Raw genomic sequence first — 17,301 nt, 5'->3', positions numbered from 1 at the left:
TATGTTAGCCTCCAAGCTTTCTTATAACTAATTGTTTCATTCTATCGATATTCGGTACACGTCCTGTCCACATTTCAAATGCAAGTGCCCCTTGATAAACAAACATATCAATACCATTTTGAATCATTGCACCTTGCTCGTTTGCCTCACATAAAATTTTCGTTTCAAATGGATTATAAATTATATCTGATACAATCGTTCCTTTTTTTAACGAAGAAATTTGTAATGGTGTATATTCGACGCGTGGATGCATACCTATTGTTGTCGTCTGAATGATAATATCATAATTTCCTTGTTCTTCTGTTGCTTTTTCTAACGATAAAGCAACAGAATTAACATGAGCCTTACATGCAGCAATAAGTTCTTTCGCCTTATCTACTGTACGATTAGCTACATCAATCTCTTTCACACCTACATCAGCAAGAGAAAAATAAATAGCTCGACTAGCACCACCTGCGCCAAGCAGTAAAATACGTTTCTCTTGAAGTGGTTCACTACTAATTGCCTGCAGCGCTCGGACAAAACCAATTCCATCTGTATTATAGCCAATCAGTTTTCCATCCTTATGAACCACTGTATTTACTGCACCAATTTGTTTTGCTAGCGGGTCAATCTCATCCAAGTAATCCATAATAGCAACTTTGTGCGGAGTTGTTACATTAAATCCTGAAATACCTAATGCTTTTAAACCTCTTACTGCTTCCCCTAGCACTTCCTCTTTAACAAGAAATGCATGATAATGGGCATCCATATTCAAGTGTTCAAATGCATCGTTATGCATAACGGGTGATAATGAATGTCCAATTGGATTTCCGATTACACCATATAATTGTTTCATAAATCCCTCTCCATATTAAATTAAAGATTTACGTAGCGAAACACTTACTCCTTTTGGTACGTGTGCAACAATTTTTGCTCCCGGTTCGTTTACAGTAACCCATCCTAATCCAGAGAATACAACATCCGTTTTTGGTTCACGAATATTAAATTCATATTTCACTAGTTCTGGCATATTTGCTAATTCTTCTGGTGTTGGTGGGCTTAGTAAATCCCCAGCATGATTTTTATACAATTCATCTGCTTTCTCAAGCTTTGTACGATGGATTGTTAAACGATTCGAGAAGTGACAAGTAAACGCACGGCGACCACCACTTACATAATCAAAACGCGCCAGTCCACTAAAGAATAACGTTTGTTCTTCATTTAATTGGAATACCATTGGCTTAATTTCTTTTGTTGGTGTAATAAGCTTTAAGCTTTCTTTTCCAACATAATGAGCCATTTGATGGTGGTTAATAATACCTGGCGTATCATATAAAGAAGATTCTTCGTCTAACGGAATATCAATTAAATCAAGCGTTGTTCCTGGGAAATGAGATGTTGTAATTACATTTTCAGTCTCATCACTAAATTCTTTAATCATACGATTAATAAATGTTGATTTTCCTACATTCGTACATCCAACAACGTAAACATCTTTTCCGCCTCGGTAATACTCAATCGCATCTGCCAGCTCAGCAATCCCTTGTCCTTTCGCTGCACTAATTAAAAAGACATCTTCTGGTTTTAATCCTAGCTGCTTTGCACTATAGCGCATCCAATGCTTTACTTTATCATGTTTTACTGACTTAGGAATTAAATCAGCTTTATTCCCAACAAGTAATACTTTATTATTTCCCACGAAACGATGTAAGCCAGGTAACCAGCTACCATTAAAATCAAAAATATCTACAATCTTAACTACTAATGCATCCGATTTTCCAATTCCATTTAGAATACGTAGGAAGTCATCATCTGTTAATGATACATCTTGAATTTCATTGTAATGCTTCAAGCGAAAACAGCGTTGACAAATTACTTGTTCTTTCTCTAAAGATGAGGTAGGAGCATATCCCACTTCATTTTTATCTTCTGTTTGAATTTCTACACCGCAACCAATACATTTAATTGTTTCAGTCAAACTTTATTCCTCCCAATTAATTAAACCTTTTTTCTTCATATTTCTCATAATTCTTCGTTCAATTTTCCGATTAAAGCGCGTTACTAATCCATCCGTTTGTGCTACCGGTACAACTAAAATCGTATGAAGGCCCACTCGGTTTCCACCTAGCACATCCGTTAGTAACTGATCCCCAATTACTACAACTTCATCTGGTTGTAAACGCATCTCTTGTATCGCACGCTTAAATGCGCGAACAAATGGTTTACGTGCACTATGAATAAATGGAATACCTAATGGATCAGCAAAGTCTTTCACACGTTGCTCATTATTATTTGAAACGACCGTCACTTGGATGCCTTGCTCTTTCATTTTCAAAAACCATTCTTCAAGTTGTGGCGTTGCATTTGGACGATCCCATTCAATTAAAGTGTTATCTAAATCAGTAATAACACCTTTAATTCCACGTTTCTTCAAATCTTCTGCTTGAACATGATATACATTTTTCACATATTCATTTGGTAAAAACAACTTCAATTTCTTTCACCTCTTTGAGGAGTTTTCATAAAAATTTTTCGACAACATATTTCGATATATAACCTGTGGATAAAATTGTACACATTTTCCACATTAATTTTTCAGTTAATTTGGAATTTACTAACAATCTATACACACTTTATCCACTTAGGTGTGTGGATAACTACCCGTTTGTGACTGTCATATTTTTTTGGTACATTAAATGCAACAACGAATCAATCCTTATATTATTAGGAGGTGACTCACCTTGAAAACAAAACATATGGAACAGTTATCTACTGAGTTACTCACTGAGTCTTATTATAAAGCAAAAGAACTAAAATTAAATCCCGACTTCATTTTACTTATAAAACAAGAAATGATTAGACGCTCATTAGAGGACAAGCTTGTCAAATCGTCTTGATTATATATTAAAGTAAAATTTTCATTAGCTAACTTGTAAAAAGAGCCATCCTGCGATGGCTCTCGAATAAACAAGTACTCCCATCTAGGGAATTTCATCATTAAGCATCTTTGTCCATAACTCTTGCTTACAATTATAAAATCTTTTCTTTACTTATGAGCCACTCGAGTAGCAATTTTTTCACCAAGACGAAGCTCTTGTCCACTCTTCAAATGCTGTACTACTTCTATCATATCTTTTTCAAACAATAACACAACTGTTGAACCGAATGTAAAGTATGCCATTTCTTCACCTTTTTGAACAGTACTTCTTTCATGTAACAGCTCAATACTATTAACAAACATAGCTCCTACTTTTACAAGCGCCATATGTTCACCATCACTATTTACTTCTGTAACAGAGCGATAATTTTTTGACAATGGTTCTTTCCCGTATTCCATACCAGCTGCATTTACCGGATATGATTTTCTACCGAGTACAAATCTTTCAGTCACAGAACCAGAAAGCGGACTATGAATACGATGATAATGACTTGGGCTTAAATAAATAACCATGTATGTACCACCAGCATATCGCTTTGCACGTTCTTCATTACCTAGCATATCCACAATCGAATAACGCTTGCCTTTAATATCAAATGTTTTCGTGTCCTCAATAGGACCGTGATCAGCAAAAACACCATCAACAGGACTAACGATACTCAATGTATCTGTATCAATACTACGCTTTCCTTCTTTTAGCTTACGTGTAAATAATTCATGCAATGTTCTATATTCCTTCAAACCCTTTTCCATCTCATCTTGATTAATTCGAAAAACTTTCGCATACGATGGAATAATGATAGTGCTCAAACGAGATTGTGCAAATTTACGTAATATATAAGAAGTAAAACGACCATTTGTAAGTTCGATCATAAGTCGATATAATGTACGTCGCAAATTGCGAAACCTCCTAATCAGTCTATAACTTTAGCTTCCCCTTCTTTTCCTTCTATATCATATGTAAAACTGGTTCTTATTCCCACATATCATATAGAACTGCCATATTATACATGCGGAAGACTAAGTATGATATTATTCTTAAATTGTTTAGCACCCTCTAATATTACAGATAGAATCCGTCATTTTCAACAGTGAACATGGATTTCTTCTGAACACAACTCTTTTTCTTTCCTGATTTACAAAAAGAAAAGCAGCCAATTTTAAAATACGGCTGCTTGCAATGTACATTATTCTTTCGCTTTTTTCTCTTTCTCCGCTCTTACAAATTCATGGAACATTTTCATTAAAGCGCGCTTTTCAATTCTTGATACGTAGCTTCTGGAAATACCAAGCGCCTTTGCAATCTCTCGTTGCGTTTTCTCCTTATCAAGCCCCAGTCCAAAACGCTTCACGATCACTTCTTTCTCTCGTTCGTCTAAAATATCGATATACTCTTTAATCTTTTCTAACTCCATACTAAGCTGGATCATATCAATTACATCTTCAGACTCTGATTTTAATATATCAATAAGCGATATTTCATTCCCCTCTTTATCTTGCCCGATTGGATCATGAAGTGAAACGTCCTTTTTCGTTTTTTTCAGTACACGTAAATGCATCAAAATTTCATTTTCAATACAGCGTGCTGCATACGTCGCAAGTTTTGTGCCTTTTCCTGCAGAATAGCTCTCGATCGCTTTAATAAGCCCAATTGTACCAATCGAAATTAAATCTTCTGCATCTTCTCCTGTGTTTTCAAATTTTTTAACGATATGAGCTACAAGCCGTAAATTATGTTCAATTAAAAGATTTCTCGCTTGAGCATCACCTTGCTCCATTAACTCTAAGTACTTTCTCTCGTCGTCTGATGATAACGGCTGCGGAAACGCATTATTCTTCACATAAGAAACAAAGACAAACACTTCTCGAACCATATATCCAATTGCGGCGAATAGACTCAAACCTTTCACCCCCGCCAAAATAGTGGTCTTTACTATGTGTATGTGGGCGTGAGGTTGTTTGTGTCTGTACGATATAAATATGGAATCCTTAGCTTTTTGTCGAACGAAATAAGTCTTTCATACCTTGAATATTTTTTCCAATGTATTACAATATGTTAAGTTCCAAAATTTTGAAAGAGGTGTTTTCATGCAATACTTTACTTCACAAATAACAAAACTAGTAGTACTCACACTATCTTTTTTCTTACTGTCAGCTTGCGGACAACAAACTTCGCCCACAAAACCTGAAACGACTAAACAGGATACTGCAGCATCAAAAGACAGCACAAAAACAGAAGATAAACAAAAAGATGAAGACAGTGTGAAAACTGAGGAAAATGCAACAAACGAGAATAACGTAAAAACTGAAAACCAGCCAAAGACTGAGAACCACTCAACTACTGAAAACAACAAAAAAAATGAAAACAACAAAAAAAATGAAAACAGCGTAACAGCTAAAAACAGCACAAAAGCTGAAAACAACACAACTACCGAAAACAACAAAAAAAATGAAAACAATGCAACACCTAAAAACAATACAAAAACTGAGAGCAAAGCAACTACTGAAAACAACAAAAAAAATGAAGATAACAACACAGTTAAAAATAATACAAAACCTGAAGCAGAGTCTAAAAACACACAAAAAGAACAACAACCAGCTAAGCAACCAAATAAACAAACTGATACTATTACATTCACAAGTGAAGATGCTATAAAAGTTCTAGAAAAAAGAATGGGAGCTCGCTCAGATGAAATTCGTTACGGCTCCGGCGAAGACAAACTAATTGGCACAATAAATGGTATTAAACTATACGACGTTTTATATGGACGCGAATCTCCTGAGAACTCACGTGCTCTAAATTTTGCAGTGGGATCTGATGGAAACCTATATGATTGGTCAAAAGCTCAAGATGGTATTCTTCAACCACTTAACGGCAATTAATAAATAATTCTAAGAACATAGTAAAAGCCAGTCGATACATATCGATTGGCTTTTACTAGTATTTACTCCAAATTTTCTCCCCAGTATGCGCATCAATATAACGAATTTCTCGACTACAGTCGAAGAATTCTTTATAATTTTCATCCGTTGTTTGTTTATACAGCAATTGATATACCGTTTCCTCTACGTCATGATCTATAGACCATTCTAATTTAACTCGGATAGCCTCTCTGTATATTTCTAACGCTTCTTCTTTTGTTACTTTTGGTGTTGTTTCATATGCAAGTAATCCTTTTATAAATTTGCTAGACTCTCCAGAGTAGTGTATCACTGCACCATTTTCTGCATTGATGTTGATCATAAAGTGCTTATACTCTGCCGGAATACCATTCACATATACGGAAAAGTTAAATCTTTCAATCCCATCTTCTGCTTCTTCACGTTCCTCCCAAAGGCGAAGATATTGTGTGATATCCGGAATCACTCGCTCTAAAAATTGAATTGCTTTTTGTAAACATTCCTCTCTAGACAGTATTTGCTTTGCTTCTTTATCTTCTGTCAGTTTTATAAAACCAATTAATTCACTGGTTAATTTATCAACCGTAATGCCAATTAAATTATTATATTTTAACATCGGTAAATGCTTCTTAAAGAATTCATTCATTAAATATGGATTCTGTTCTTCTTTCTGTTTTTGTAATTCCTCTTTCGGAACAAATTTCATCCTTATTTCATCATCATTTTCCGTCTCATCTACTTTTATAAAACTTTCTTTATCCCAGCCAAATAATTCGAATATGTCACCTTGCCGGCTACCTTTTTTTGTTTTTTCAACAGCTACTGTCGGCGGTAATTTATAATGTTCTGATCCAAACAAATCTTCTCCCGTACTTGCATTAATAGATGCATGACTAGGTTCTGGTTCATATACAAGATGGTACCCTTTTACTTCTTTTCCATTTTCATACTCACATGAAGAGTGTGTTAAATCTACAAATACAAGTCTCATATTTTGTCTAGCTTTCAAATTTTCTAAAACGACATTCTCCTCAACAATTTCACTTGGCCATAACGGTTTTTTCTCGATAGCTTTTTGTCCATTATAACGAAAATGTACAACATTACCTGAAGGATGAACTCGCACGACACACCCTGTATTCGGCAATGGATAGCTATTCACTTCTTGCATATAATTTACTTCTTTCCAACCGCGCCAATTATCCTTAACAGTTACATATGTATAAAATTCATATCCTTCTTTTATATATTTTTTTAAGAATACATTTGCAATCCCTCTTGCTTTATTCTCCTCTATCGCTTCCTTGCCGCTCAAAATAGAATTTCCCTCCTCTATCCTAAAGTCAATTAAATTACCGGTATGTCTATTCAGTGTAATCTGTATTGTTCTCTCCTCATCCGCTTTATGTTCCCACCATAATAGATGATATGGGTCATCCACACCTTCTTGATCATCTACAACAAGACTATAATCATCTGAAATGTCAATAATATGAGCCACTTGCTCTTTTCTTTCTTTATCTTTTTGATTCATCATACCGCTCCCTTTATTACAATTTAAGGTAATTATAACAAACAAAACCAAAGAAATATAAACAAAAAAAGACTAGAGATATCTCTAGTCTTCTACTTCGTTTCACGATGTAACGTTACTCGCTTTAATCGTGGACAATATTTTTTTAGTTCGATGCGCTCTGGATTGTTTCGTTTATTTTTTTTAGAAATATAATTACGATCACCGCACTCGGTACAAGCTAATGTAATATTTACACGCATTTGTAATTCTCCTTTCTTTTAAAGATCGCAAACTAAAACGTAATGATTACGATTTATATATTATATAACTTCATTCTATTTGTCAATTGCAAAACAAAAGGGATCTAAATAGAACCCTTTTGTTTAAGTAATCTATACCTTGTATTAAAATGTTTCGTATGTAACAAACTCACTAATCGGTTTTCGATATCCTCGTGGGCGAGTTTTAGTAGTATCACTTTTTCCTATCGTAATCATTAAAACAGGTACTACATGCTCCGGCATATTTAATTCACTTTGTACTGCTTTTTCATCAAAACCGATCATCGGACACGTATCATAGCCATAATATTTAGCTGCGTACATAAAAGTCATCGCACTTAACGAAGCATTTCTAATCGCTTCCTCTTCCATGAAGCGTTCTCCTTTTCCTTCATATAACCCTTTCGTTTGCCTAATTGTATCTTCATACTCACATTCATCAATCATCTTTAAAACCTTCATACCAAAATAAATATTTTCGACATTTTGATATGCTCTCTTATCACCACAAACAAGTATTACTGCAGATGCACTTGATACTTTATACTGCCTAAAAGCTAACTCTTTTAATCTTTCTTTGCGCTCTTGATCACGAATTACAACATAATGTGTATGTTGCAAATTATAACAAGATGGAGAAAGCTTTGTTAGCTCAAATATTTTTTTAAAATCCTCATCAGGGATTTCTATTTCTTGTACAAATTTCATTGCAGAACGTCTAGCAATTGCTAATTCTTCAAAGTTCACCTTATAGCCCCCTTAATAACCATAAATTCAAATATACATTAATTTATATAATAAAATAAATCAAATGAAAACACTTTAAGTTATGGATAATAATGATGCTTCACAAAAAAAGACAAAAAGCTGAAACAATTAGTTCATACGAAATTCACACGAATCTATTACTATAAGAATTATACATAGTGAACTTATTAACAATCACGTTTATTTATATAGAATCTTACTCGAAAGGAGTTGAAAGTATGAAAACTAAATATCGTTTTATGATCTCATCATTTGCTGCTTGCGCTTATATGCTTTGGTATTTAGTATAATAACAACCTCGCTTGTAAATTGGAAAAGGTGTGTATATAAATGGAATATAATCAATCAACAGTTAACTATTGGAAAGCTTTTGTACTACCATATACATTTGCTTTAGAAGAGTTAAAAACTAAATTTGAAATTATGAACCGGGAAGCTCAATTTTTAGAGGATTACAACCCGTTTGAACATATAAAAACAAGACTAAAACAACCTGAAAGTATTATTAAAAAGCTTGAGCGTAAAAATTTATTACCAACAGTTGAAAATGCCCAAACTCATTTACAAGATATCATCGGCATTCGTATTACATGTTGCTTCGTAGAAGATATCTATCATTTAAAAAATGTTATTCAAAAGCGTGAAGATATGGAAATCATTGAAGTAAAAGATTATATCGCTAATCCAAAGGGAAACGGATATAAAAGTTTACACATGATTATTAAATATCCTTTATCACTGAATTCTGGTACAAAAGATGTATTTGCAGAAATTCAGTTACGTACACTTGCTATGGATTTTTGGGCAAGTTTAGAACATAAACTTTACTATAAATATGAAGGGAAAATACCTGAGTATTTAAAAGATGAACTACACGATGCAGCAATGAAAGCTGAAGATCTTGATAATAAAATGGCAACCATTCGCCAAGATATTGATGATATTGAAGCATGTTCAAATCAAATTATGTTACCACTATAAAAAAGGTTCTCTCCAATGAGAACCTTTTTTATTTCGCTATTTACGGGTAGTAAGACTTCCTAATTAAAGTTTCACTTTATTTCTTCCCTATCATGCGAACCTCTTCAATTTTCCATCCATCCTCTTCTTTTCCAAGCGCATACTGTACGTTCTTCTGAAGAGTGACCTCCCCCTCTATTTCTTTTTCCTTCGTTTCAACAACAACATACCCTGCTTTACTAGCTTTCATATCTATATGTTCCAATTCAATTTTCTTATTTCCCTTTTGAAAAGCTGCTTCTTTTTGTGTTTTTAAGTCTTCAGCACTAGGCATCTTCTTTGAAAATAACTCCATATGTTCAGCAAGATTTTTTTCATTTGTCGTCCGTACAAACTTCTCCATAACATCTTGAATCGATTTCTCTTCTTCTTTCGTTATTTGTACCTTTTCCTCAGCTTTTGTAGTAGTAGATTTTTTTTCTATCTGATTCTCTTTGGATTGACATCCAACTAGCAATAATACACCTATTAGAAGGGATCCTATCCCTCTGAAAAAAGCCCCCATCTTCCCATCTCCTAAAAAGAAAAGTGAGGCATTTCGCCTCACTTTCATTTATAATTAGCGTCTTCCTTTATTCGGATCGCCACCCCCAACAATATCAAAGACACGTTTAGCGATATTTGTATTCTCTTGAACGCCAGAGAACAAGTATTTACCAGGGCCAAATGCATATACGTTTACATCTTCCCCTGTATGCCCACCTGTAGTCCATCCTGTAACCGAACGCTTATTGAAAATATCCTCAATCGCATTATCAATCTTTGTTACATCTTTTGAAGGAGCAATATCATTTACCGCTTTAATTTCTTCTGGTGTTAATTGTAAATCAATATATTTTTTCAATGTTTCTTCTACATTTGCACCTTTTGCAATCTCATTTGCCATGAAGTCTGGTGTGCGTTTTGCAGCTTTAATTGGATCTACTTTAAAGTTATACTCACCATTCGCACCTAAAGATAATCCGCCAGTAGCGTGGTCTGCCGTTGCAACGACTAACGTATTTTTATCTTTTTTCGCAAACTCAATCGCTGCTTTAAATGCTTTTTCAAAGTCTTCCATTTCACTCATTGCACCAACGATATCATTATCGTGTCCAGCCCAGTCGATTTGACTTCCTTCAACCATTAAGAAGAAACCATTTTTATTTTTGTTCAAACGCTCAATTGCTGCATTTGTCATTTCTTCTAATGAAGGTGTTTTATCGGTACGGTCAATCATTTTATCTAAACCACCTGGCGCAAATAAACCAAGAATTTGATCATTTTTATCATTTAACAATTGATTGCGATCTGTTACATAGCTATAACCAGATTTCTTAAATTCTTCTGTAAGATTGCGATCTTTTCTAACAAAGTTATTTACACCGCCGCCAAGCATAACGTCTACTTTATGCTTCCCTTTAATTTTCTCATCAAAATAATCATTTGCAATTGCGTCCATATTTTTACGACTAATGTCATGCGCACCGAACGCAGCTGGTGTTGCATGTGTAATTTCAGAAGTAGCAACTAATCCTGTTGATTTCCCTTTTTCTTTCGCTTGTTCAAGGACAGTTTTCACTTCTGCTTTATCATTATCAACTGCAATGGCCGCATTATATGTTTTAATTCCTGCTGACATAGCTGTTGCTGCTGATGCAGAGTCTGTGATATTTTCATGTTCATCTTCCGGATATGTTTTTTGTGTTCCTACAAGATGTTTATCAAACTCTGTAGATTCCATTTCGAATGTTTTTGGATTATCTTTCATATAACGATGAGCTGTCATATATGAAGGACCCATACCATCTCCAATTAACACAATAACATTTTTAATCTTTGCATTGCTTCCGTTCTCATCCGCATTTACTTCACTAGAACGTGTAAAATTCCATGTTGCCACCGAAGTAACTGCTAACGACGCCACAACTGCAAATGGCCATGCTTTTTTCACAAACTTTTTCACTGTCTTGTCCCCCTAATTAGGTTATTCATTTCCCACTATCAAATTTAATGGAAGACTATTAAGAGAAAATTAGTTATATGTAAATTTTTTGTTAACTTATGTAAATATCAGTTATAATTTGTATAACTTTGTCTATTCATATCAACGATTTTCCCCTTTACAATCGAAATATAAACCAGTTGGATTTCGTGTAACGTAAATCTCTCATTTAACATTTTCAATCTACTTTCATGAAAATTAATAGAAATGTGGTGAACATTTATGAAAACAATAGAGCTAGATGAATCTTTCATTTTTGATTTACTCGACCTTTGCAAAGCTGTTGGATGGTTACAAGATAAGGCATTTATGAAAAAGCAATTCGAAATGTATCTTTCTCTCGGCACATTTATCGGTTATATGTATGAAAATAAACTGATTGCAGCTGGAGGGGTATTTCCTTTTAAAAATAGTTTTTCTACTATTGGTATGTTAATCGTCCATCCTACTTTTCAAGGCCGAGGCATCGGGCGTATTTTGCTTAATCACTGTTTAGAACACACTCACCTAAAACAACCAATTGCACTTATTGCAACAAAAGCTGGCGAGCCTCTTTATACATCATGCGGATTTCAAACAGTAACGACGATTCATCGTTTTGAAAAACAAACTACTAAGACACATATCACTCATACACAACAAGTAAAAGAAAAAGACCTTATATCGCTTATTTCTCTCGATCAAATTACAACTGGTGCCGATCGTTCTTTACTTTATTCATTACTATTACCAAGAACCAGCCACTCTTTTAAAATTGAGAGACGTAACTGTATAGAAGCTTTTTCCTTATGCATACAAAAAGGTAATATATTATGTATCAATCCACTTATCGCCAAACGAGAAGAAGATGCTATTCAATTACTACAAAACATATGTGAATGTTGGAATGGCACAGTAAGGATTGATGTCCCACATTCACAATTTTCATTTCGCAAATTTCTTCAAACAGAAAAATTCCAAGAAACGCTCCTTTCACCTCTTATGATAAAAAATGGTAGCCAACTTCCTGGAAATCGTAATATGCTATTTGCTATGATAGATACAGCGTTATGTTAGAAAGGGGACACCTAATTGAAGCGATTTAGCTATTTTATGGTAGGTTGTCTTACTCTTACACTATTAGTAGGATGTAGTGCAGCAGAAAAGCCAGTAGAACAAGTAAAACAAGTTAAAAATACACTTACAGCGAAATTAGCTACCGAGGAAAAAATGGTAGAAATAGATGGTCAAACCATTTACTTTAAAAAGATTGGTAATGAAAAACCACCTTTACTTATGATCCATGGATTTGGAGGATCGTCAGATGGTTTTCAAAAGATTTACTCAGACTTAGCAAAAGATCATACGATTATTTCTGTAGATGCTTTAGGATTCGGGCGCTCATCTAAGCCAATGGATTTTCACTATTCTTTCCCAACTCATGCAAATTTGTATTATAAATTAATGAAAAAACTAGGTTACGATTCGTTTGCAATACTGGGCCACTCAATGGGCGGAGAAATTTCTCTTAATTTAACATATTTATATCCTGAAGCCGTTACCCACCTTATTTTAACTGATGCTACAGGCGGTCCTCATACATTCGTTAATAAACAAGGTTCACCAAAACCACAGTTGTCGACTGATTTAAATACCGTTTCTGCTATTGCAGATTATGATGAGAGCAAAGTTAAATTCAAGCGTAATGATGAAGAGCATTACAATAAAATGAAATTATGGCCTAGACGTCTTCAAATTAATGCAAATGAAATGAAACAACCAACCTTAATTATATGGGGAAGAAATGATAGTAGCGTTTCTTGGAAAGAAGGAGAAACGTATCATCAATTCTTAAAAAATAGTACTTTCCATGTTATTGAAAAAGGTTATCACGCACCGTTTCGCCAAGAACCACAGGAATTTGTAGGGTATGTAAAAGATTTCTTTAAAAACAATCCGATACAATTTGAAAAATAAAATAAGCGGGTATCTCATTTTGAGATACCCACTTTCATATATTAAGCAGCTTGCTTTTGGCGTTTTTGAGTTTTTGATCCTAATACTTTCGGAATAACAAAGCCATCTATTCCAAATTTACCAGCGTTCATACCAGAAACTAGAACGAACATTGATAAAATAACCATTTCAGGGTTTACACCAATTGACCCACTAAACATATAGGAAAAGTTCATTACAAGACCGAAAAAGACCGCTGTTTTTGTTAAACAGCCTACAATTAAACCAATTCCGACTAAAATCTCTCCCCATGTTACAAGTGTATTAAATAGATCAACGTTTGGAATTGCGAAATCTTGTAGAAATGATGCCCACCAAGATTGAACAGCCGGTTGTGCTCCTTTAGATTTTTCAATTGCACCTTGTAAATAACCTGTTGCATCGAAACCTTTTCCTTGTAGTTTACCGATTCCAGCCATTAACCATGTGTAACCAAGATACACTCGGATTACTGCTAACACAAAAGAAACTGCTTTGTTTTCTCTTAAAAATTGAATAACCATATCTTCCTCCTAAAGTTGTAATTAAGTCAGTTACAGATAATATAATAACATTAGTTACTTATTTTACAAACGTTAATTATGAATAATTCGTGACATGTGTATGAAACATTAAAAACTAACGTTTATATAGTAACTTTTATTACCTGTAAAAACTTGAACATATCATACCACAAGTGATAATGGTTTTCATTGAAGAAAATGTAAAAAAAATGTGAGTTAAATGTGAAACGCGTTTATTCGAATATAGAACAAACGCGTTTTCACTATTTATAAAATTGAAATGTGTGTGTCTCCTCATCAATTAACCTCGCTTCTTGAAATGCTTCTTCTAACGTTTTTTTATGGTTAATAACCCCGTAAAATAAGCGTATTGTAAACATAAGTGCTGCATTCCCATCTACATAATCTATCGACCCAATATACGATTTCGCTCCACTACGTAAAAAAGATTCTGCTAGCTTTTGCTCCCCTAACGTACACCCACTATTTACAATATGTGTATTATGCAATTTTGCATATTTATAAATTTCTGCTGCACCAAAGTACCCCCTCGGTTCATTTTGTTCATATATATCTTCACCTAACTCTTCCATGACAAACTTCCCTTCCTCACCATGAAAGCAAAAGACAATATAATTAATATCATTATATAAACCCTTTCCAGAAAGAATATCCATGAACTCTTTCGGTCTACCAATCCAATATGTTACAACTCTTGCACCAAAATATTCAAGCGATGCTCGGATTGATTGCGCCTCTAAATCAGAATTAAAACCAACTACTAGTGCAACCTTCAACATACACCCTCCATCCTATAATTAGATTTCATCAATTAAACTTTTAAGGGATACATCCATTTCATATATACCCGTCTCTTGCAAAAAATTAGATCTAGTTAAAACGACCTTCTGTAAATATTGCCTATATGCTGTAATTGTCCCGTCGTGAGATACAATACAAATTCTTTCAGCGCCTAGCTCATAGCACCAAAAAAGAAATTCATCTACTATTTGCTGAAAACTCTTCTCTGAAATAGTATTTATACCTTCCGTCCATAACTGCTTATTTGTGCTTTTCTCTATCGAAAAATGTGGAAATAAATTTGTTATTATTCCCTGATCTACTATGTGATCACATGGCAATGTTTTCGCTCCTTCTCGATAAGGAAAAATACGTGGGGATACATATGGATGGACGATTTTTTTGCAAGCTACTTTCTCACTCCATATTGCCGCCGTTTGTAAAGTTCTAAGTGTAGGGCTAGCAATTAATATATCCGTTTCCTGCAATGGCACATTGCATTGAAGTAATTTAGCCTGATCCCTTCCCTCATCCGTTAATGGCGGATGCAACACTTGTAAACTTGCCGGCAAATCTTTTGTATGTTCTCCTTCACCATGCCGAACAAAGACGAGTTTCATATCCAGCCTCCTCTCACTATGAAATCCTCTTACATATTTCTTCCCTATCTCATTCTTTATTCCTGCTATATGAAAAACTGGTTGTAAAAAACATTTGACATAATTAATTAGAAAATATTACAATCATATATGTCAAATACTTTTTACAATAGGGAGGGGAATCACAAATATGAAATGGATTATCGCCTTTATCGGAATGGGCATATGGGGATACATAAATGGATTTTTTAATAGTGATAAAACTGCTAATCCTTGGATTACAGATGATGAACGGGAAACAAAAATTAAGCAGAAGGCAATTATTGCAAGCTGGTCTGGTGTTTTCATGTTTTGTATCATTAACCTCTTAAACAAATGGTTAGATTTAGGAACGAGCGATACATCACCTTACTTACCAGATCCTGGCGCAACTATTTTAAAAGAAAATGTAGAGTTACAAGTTTTACTTATGCTATTTATTACGTATGGAATATTTTACGTATACTATCGTAGAAAATTAAGCGCCTAACTTCTAACTCATGATTATCCTCCTAAATGGTTATAGTAACTATGACGAAATGAAAGGAGAGATATAGAATGAGTAACTCAAATGACTTTTTAAATACACTACATGAAAAACAAGCAAAAGACGAACAAAATAGAAAACGTCAAGGGAACGGAAACCCAGCGAAAAAAAAGCCAAATAAAACACATAAATAACGATAAAAAAACTGCCTAAAATTATCTTTCAGGCAGTTTTTTTATTCTTCTTTCACCGAGATGACATCTTCCCAATTCCATTTCTCATAATACCACTCTGGTACATCTATATTTTCAATCCACTTCTTTTCCTGTTTTCCATCACTATGGGCAAGCCATACGTTAGCTTTCTTACGATCTGAACGTATCCATATTAATTGATTGCTCTTCTTCATAAAGATCGGATGATAGTCACCTTGCTTATGAGGTGGCTTTGTGATTTGATGTTGTTCATCGCTTGTACTATCAATCTCATATAAAGACGGTAATGGCCTTTTTTCTGGCGGAGTTTCTATCCCTGCCTCTTTTGCACGTGAAACGATAATTACTTTATCGTTCTTCCACGAAAAATCCCAATCAACATATCCTTTCGGCGTAAAGGTTTTCTGCTGAAGTGCTGGCAGTTCTTTTACTTTTAAATGTTTATTCTCTAACGCAACTCTCCCGCTTCCTTCAATATAAGCTAATATATCCTTGGATGGCGCCCATTTGAACCATTGTGTGTTTAATAACATTTGATCTACTTTTTCAAAACGACTACCATCTGCTCGAACTAAGCAAAGCGTATTACTATCAGCTGACCATGAAGCTGTCGGTACCGCTAAAAATGAAATCCACTTTCGATCTGGTGACCACTCAAACCCACTTGCAACTAGCGCTAGAAAATCATCATGTTCATTTGGCAATGCATACAAATGCTTCATTTTGTGAGGATTCATATGTGCATCTTTTTGCACTTCATATAGCTGAGCTCCTGTCCATCCTGTTGGAAGTAAGTGTGCTTCAGAGGATACAAGAAACTTCTTTCCATCAGGGTACCATGCATAATCACCTACACCAGCCGATACATTTTCAAAATCTGCATTCTTTTTTTCTACATCAAATGTATTTAATGTACCTGTAAATATAAATGCAATTATATTTTCTGTTGGTGACCATTGATAATTCGATGCTTCTGAGTGAAACGGCGTAACTTTCTTTCCATCTTTCAGCCGGTATAACTCAAGAATACTTTGTTTCTTCCCTTTTACATATGCTAGCCACTCCCCATCATATGACCACTTCGGCCCTGTTACCTTCTCTCCTTTTGTAAGTTGTTTTTCTTTCCCATCAACTTTAATCCAAAGGTCATGATGACGAATAAAAGCAATTTTCACCCCACTATTTTCTGCTTTAGTAATAGTAATTGAACTTAAAAATATGAATAATACTGTTATGACACTTGCTACAACCTTTTTCATAACACTCCTCCAT

General features: G+C 34.4%; 21 protein-coding genes. 7 read left to right on the top strand and 14 right to left on the bottom strand.

Annotated elements, in window-relative coordinates; translation table 11 throughout:
* Nucleotides 1-4 precede the first annotated feature (4 nt).
* Genes aroE through QCI44_RS05790 form a run of 3 tightly spaced genes read right to left on the bottom strand, consistent with a single transcriptional unit; the run spans nucleotide 5 to nucleotide 2,476 of the window.
* Nucleotides 5-838 carry a shikimate dehydrogenase gene (gene aroE, locus QCI44_RS05800; RefSeq protein ID WP_016086220.1) on the bottom strand — a complete coding sequence of 278 codons (834 nt, stop codon included), beginning with the start codon at nucleotides 836-838 and terminating at the stop codon, nucleotides 5-7.
* Between the two features lie 15 nt (nucleotides 839-853).
* Entirely contained in the window at nucleotides 854-1,960 is a 1,107-nt protein-coding gene (gene yqeH / locus QCI44_RS05795; RefSeq protein ID WP_016086219.1) for a ribosome biogenesis GTPase YqeH, read from the bottom strand.
* A gap of 3 nt (nucleotides 1,961-1,963) precedes the next feature.
* Nucleotides 1,964-2,476, bottom strand: coding sequence for a YqeG family HAD IIIA-type phosphatase (locus tag QCI44_RS05790; RefSeq protein ID WP_016086218.1), 513 nt, complete (start codon nucleotides 2,474-2,476; stop codon nucleotides 1,964-1,966).
* A 247-nt stretch (nucleotides 2,477-2,723) separates the two neighbouring features.
* On the opposite strand from QCI44_RS05790, the gene sda reads away from it, so the two are divergent.
* Complete coding sequence (sda, locus tag QCI44_RS05785) at nucleotides 2,724-2,879, top strand: sporulation histidine kinase inhibitor Sda (RefSeq protein ID WP_000850097.1); 156 nt, start codon at nucleotides 2,724-2,726, stop codon at nucleotides 2,877-2,879.
* Nucleotides 2,880-3,028: 149 nt separating this feature from the next.
* On the opposite strand, the gene QCI44_RS05780 is transcribed toward sda, so the two are convergent.
* Both QCI44_RS05780 and sigK read right to left on the bottom strand, forming a co-directional pair.
* Nucleotides 3,029-3,817 (bottom strand): phosphatidylserine decarboxylase, encoded by a 789-nt coding sequence (locus QCI44_RS05780; RefSeq protein WP_353811031.1) that lies wholly within the window; start codon nucleotides 3,815-3,817, stop codon nucleotides 3,029-3,031.
* Between the two features lie 290 nt (nucleotides 3,818-4,107).
* Nucleotides 4,108-4,821 carry an RNA polymerase sporulation sigma factor SigK gene (sigK, locus tag QCI44_RS05775; RefSeq protein ID WP_000051382.1) on the bottom strand — a complete coding sequence of 238 codons (714 nt, stop codon included), beginning with the start codon at nucleotides 4,819-4,821 and terminating at the stop codon, nucleotides 4,108-4,110.
* A 187-nt stretch (nucleotides 4,822-5,008) separates the two neighbouring features.
* On the opposite strand from sigK, the gene QCI44_RS05770 reads away from it, so the two are divergent.
* The gene (locus QCI44_RS05770) at nucleotides 5,009-5,803 is read left to right on the top strand and encodes a hypothetical protein (protein ID WP_116363329.1); all 795 of its coding nucleotides are present in this window, start codon (nucleotides 5,009-5,011) and stop codon (nucleotides 5,801-5,803) included.
* A gap of 55 nt (nucleotides 5,804-5,858) precedes the next feature.
* Here the strand turns inward: QCI44_RS05770 and QCI44_RS05765 are convergent, their stop codons facing one another.
* From QCI44_RS05765 to QCI44_RS05755, 3 genes are all read right to left on the bottom strand, one after another.
* Nucleotides 5,859-7,355: a YcdB/YcdC domain-containing protein gene (locus tag QCI44_RS05765; RefSeq protein ID WP_353811030.1), complete on the bottom strand. Its 1,497-nt coding sequence runs from the start codon at nucleotides 7,353-7,355 to the stop codon at nucleotides 5,859-5,861.
* 92 nt (nucleotides 7,356-7,447) lie between these two features.
* Nucleotides 7,448-7,597 (bottom strand): 50S ribosomal protein L33, encoded by a 150-nt coding sequence (rpmG, locus tag QCI44_RS05760; RefSeq protein ID WP_001265617.1) that lies wholly within the window; start codon nucleotides 7,595-7,597, stop codon nucleotides 7,448-7,450.
* A gap of 144 nt (nucleotides 7,598-7,741) precedes the next feature.
* Nucleotides 7,742-8,326, bottom strand: coding sequence for a nitroreductase family protein (locus tag QCI44_RS05755; RefSeq protein ID WP_206777581.1), 585 nt, complete (start codon nucleotides 8,324-8,326; stop codon nucleotides 7,742-7,744).
* 390 nt (nucleotides 8,327-8,716) lie between these two features.
* Here QCI44_RS05755 and QCI44_RS05750 point away from each other — a divergent pair, with 390 nt between their 5' ends.
* Nucleotides 8,717-9,367, top strand: a complete 651-nt coding sequence (locus QCI44_RS05750) for a GTP pyrophosphokinase (RefSeq protein WP_016086213.1) — start codon at nucleotides 8,717-8,719, stop codon at nucleotides 9,365-9,367.
* 76 nt (nucleotides 9,368-9,443) lie between these two features.
* On the opposite strand, the gene QCI44_RS05745 is transcribed toward QCI44_RS05750, so the two are convergent.
* Nucleotides 9,444-9,911, bottom strand: coding sequence for a hypothetical protein (locus tag QCI44_RS05745; RefSeq protein WP_016086212.1), 468 nt, complete (start codon nucleotides 9,909-9,911; stop codon nucleotides 9,444-9,446).
* 54 nt (nucleotides 9,912-9,965) lie between these two features.
* Nucleotides 9,966-11,351: an alkaline phosphatase gene (locus QCI44_RS05740; RefSeq protein ID WP_016086211.1), complete on the bottom strand. Its 1,386-nt coding sequence runs from the start codon at nucleotides 11,349-11,351 to the stop codon at nucleotides 9,966-9,968.
* A 261-nt stretch (nucleotides 11,352-11,612) separates the two neighbouring features.
* On the opposite strand from QCI44_RS05740, the gene QCI44_RS05735 reads away from it, so the two are divergent.
* Both QCI44_RS05735 and QCI44_RS05730 read left to right on the top strand, forming a co-directional pair.
* Nucleotides 11,613-12,446 (top strand): GNAT family N-acetyltransferase, encoded by an 834-nt coding sequence (locus QCI44_RS05735; RefSeq protein ID WP_016135348.1) that lies wholly within the window; start codon nucleotides 11,613-11,615, stop codon nucleotides 12,444-12,446.
* A gap of 15 nt (nucleotides 12,447-12,461) precedes the next feature.
* On the top strand, nucleotides 12,462-13,346 hold the full coding sequence (locus tag QCI44_RS05730; RefSeq protein ID WP_016086209.1) for an alpha/beta fold hydrolase: 885 nt from the start codon (nucleotides 12,462-12,464) through the stop codon (nucleotides 13,344-13,346).
* A gap of 41 nt (nucleotides 13,347-13,387) precedes the next feature.
* Here QCI44_RS05730 and QCI44_RS05725 read toward each other — a convergent pair whose 3' ends face one another.
* The 3 genes from QCI44_RS05725 to QCI44_RS05715 all read right to left on the bottom strand — a co-directional run bounded on the left by QCI44_RS05725 (nucleotide 13,388) and on the right by QCI44_RS05715 (nucleotide 15,309).
* A complete protein-coding gene (locus QCI44_RS05725) occupies nucleotides 13,388-13,888 on the bottom strand; it encodes a DoxX family protein (RefSeq protein ID WP_000236600.1) in 501 nt (166 codons plus the stop codon).
* Between the two features lie 263 nt (nucleotides 13,889-14,151).
* Entirely contained in the window at nucleotides 14,152-14,688 is a 537-nt protein-coding gene (locus tag QCI44_RS05720) for a delta-aminolevulinic acid dehydratase (protein ID WP_088084357.1), read from the bottom strand.
* 18 nt (nucleotides 14,689-14,706) lie between these two features.
* Complete coding sequence (locus QCI44_RS05715; protein ID WP_088084358.1) at nucleotides 14,707-15,309, bottom strand: histidine phosphatase family protein; 603 nt, start codon at nucleotides 15,307-15,309, stop codon at nucleotides 14,707-14,709.
* Nucleotides 15,310-15,478: 169 nt separating this feature from the next.
* Here QCI44_RS05715 and QCI44_RS05710 point away from each other — a divergent pair, with 169 nt between their 5' ends.
* Together QCI44_RS05710 and QCI44_RS05705 are read left to right on the top strand one after the other, a co-directional pair.
* The gene (locus tag QCI44_RS05710; protein ID WP_016086206.1) at nucleotides 15,479-15,817 is read left to right on the top strand and encodes a hypothetical protein; all 339 of its coding nucleotides are present in this window, start codon (nucleotides 15,479-15,481) and stop codon (nucleotides 15,815-15,817) included.
* Nucleotides 15,818-15,885: 68 nt separating this feature from the next.
* Nucleotides 15,886-16,008, top strand: a complete 123-nt coding sequence (locus QCI44_RS05705) for a DUF4023 domain-containing protein (protein ID WP_000071864.1) — start codon at nucleotides 15,886-15,888, stop codon at nucleotides 16,006-16,008.
* Between the two features lie 41 nt (nucleotides 16,009-16,049).
* Here the strand turns inward: QCI44_RS05705 and QCI44_RS05700 are convergent, their stop codons facing one another.
* Entirely contained in the window at nucleotides 16,050-17,288 is a 1,239-nt protein-coding gene (locus QCI44_RS05700; protein ID WP_016086205.1) for a TolB family protein, read from the bottom strand.
* Nucleotides 17,289-17,301: the final 13 nt, after the last annotated feature.

It is taken from the genome of Bacillus cereus group sp. RP37 (genome assembly GCF_040459695.1).
Lineage (GTDB): Bacteria > Bacillota > Bacilli > Bacillales > Bacillaceae_G > Bacillus_A.
This window is presented reverse-complemented; position numbering and strand designations above follow the sequence as displayed.

What these genes read in the sequence shown, in the direction of transcription:
- aroE (WP_016086220.1), bottom strand. Translation starts at nt 838, where the DNA reads ATGAAACAATTATATGGTGTAATCGGAAATCCAATTGGACATTCATTA.
- QCI44_RS05770 (WP_116363329.1), top strand. Translation starts at nt 5,009, where the DNA reads ATGCAATACTTTACTTCACAAATAACAAAACTAGTAGTACTCACACTA.
- QCI44_RS05765 (WP_353811030.1), bottom strand. Translation starts at nt 7,355, where the DNA reads ATGAATCAAAAAGATAAAGAAAGAAAAGAGCAAGTGGCTCATATTATT.
- rpmG (WP_001265617.1), bottom strand. Translation starts at nt 7,597, where the DNA reads ATGCGTGTAAATATTACATTAGCTTGTACCGAGTGCGGTGATCGTAAT.
- QCI44_RS05755 (WP_206777581.1), bottom strand. Translation starts at nt 8,326, where the DNA reads ATGAAATTTGTACAAGAAATAGAAATCCCTGATGAGGATTTTAAAAAA.
- QCI44_RS05750 (WP_016086213.1), top strand. Translation starts at nt 8,717, where the DNA reads ATGGAATATAATCAATCAACAGTTAACTATTGGAAAGCTTTTGTACTA.
- QCI44_RS05745 (WP_016086212.1), bottom strand. Translation starts at nt 9,911, where the DNA reads ATGGGGGCTTTTTTCAGAGGGATAGGATCCCTTCTAATAGGTGTATTA.
- QCI44_RS05735 (WP_016135348.1), top strand. Translation starts at nt 11,613, where the DNA reads ATGAAAACAATAGAGCTAGATGAATCTTTCATTTTTGATTTACTCGAC.
- QCI44_RS05725 (WP_000236600.1), bottom strand. Translation starts at nt 13,888, where the DNA reads ATGGTTATTCAATTTTTAAGAGAAAACAAAGCAGTTTCTTTTGTGTTA.
- QCI44_RS05720 (WP_088084357.1), bottom strand. Translation starts at nt 14,688, where the DNA reads ATGTTGAAGGTTGCACTAGTAGTTGGTTTTAATTCTGATTTAGAGGCG.
- QCI44_RS05715 (WP_088084358.1), bottom strand. Translation starts at nt 15,309, where the DNA reads ATGAAACTCGTCTTTGTTCGGCATGGTGAAGGAGAACATACAAAAGAT.
- QCI44_RS05710 (WP_016086206.1), top strand. Translation starts at nt 15,479, where the DNA reads ATGAAATGGATTATCGCCTTTATCGGAATGGGCATATGGGGATACATA.
- QCI44_RS05705 (WP_000071864.1), top strand. Translation starts at nt 15,886, where the DNA reads ATGAGTAACTCAAATGACTTTTTAAATACACTACATGAAAAACAAGCA.
- QCI44_RS05700 (WP_016086205.1), bottom strand. Translation starts at nt 17,288, where the DNA reads ATGAAAAAGGTTGTAGCAAGTGTCATAACAGTATTATTCATATTTTTA.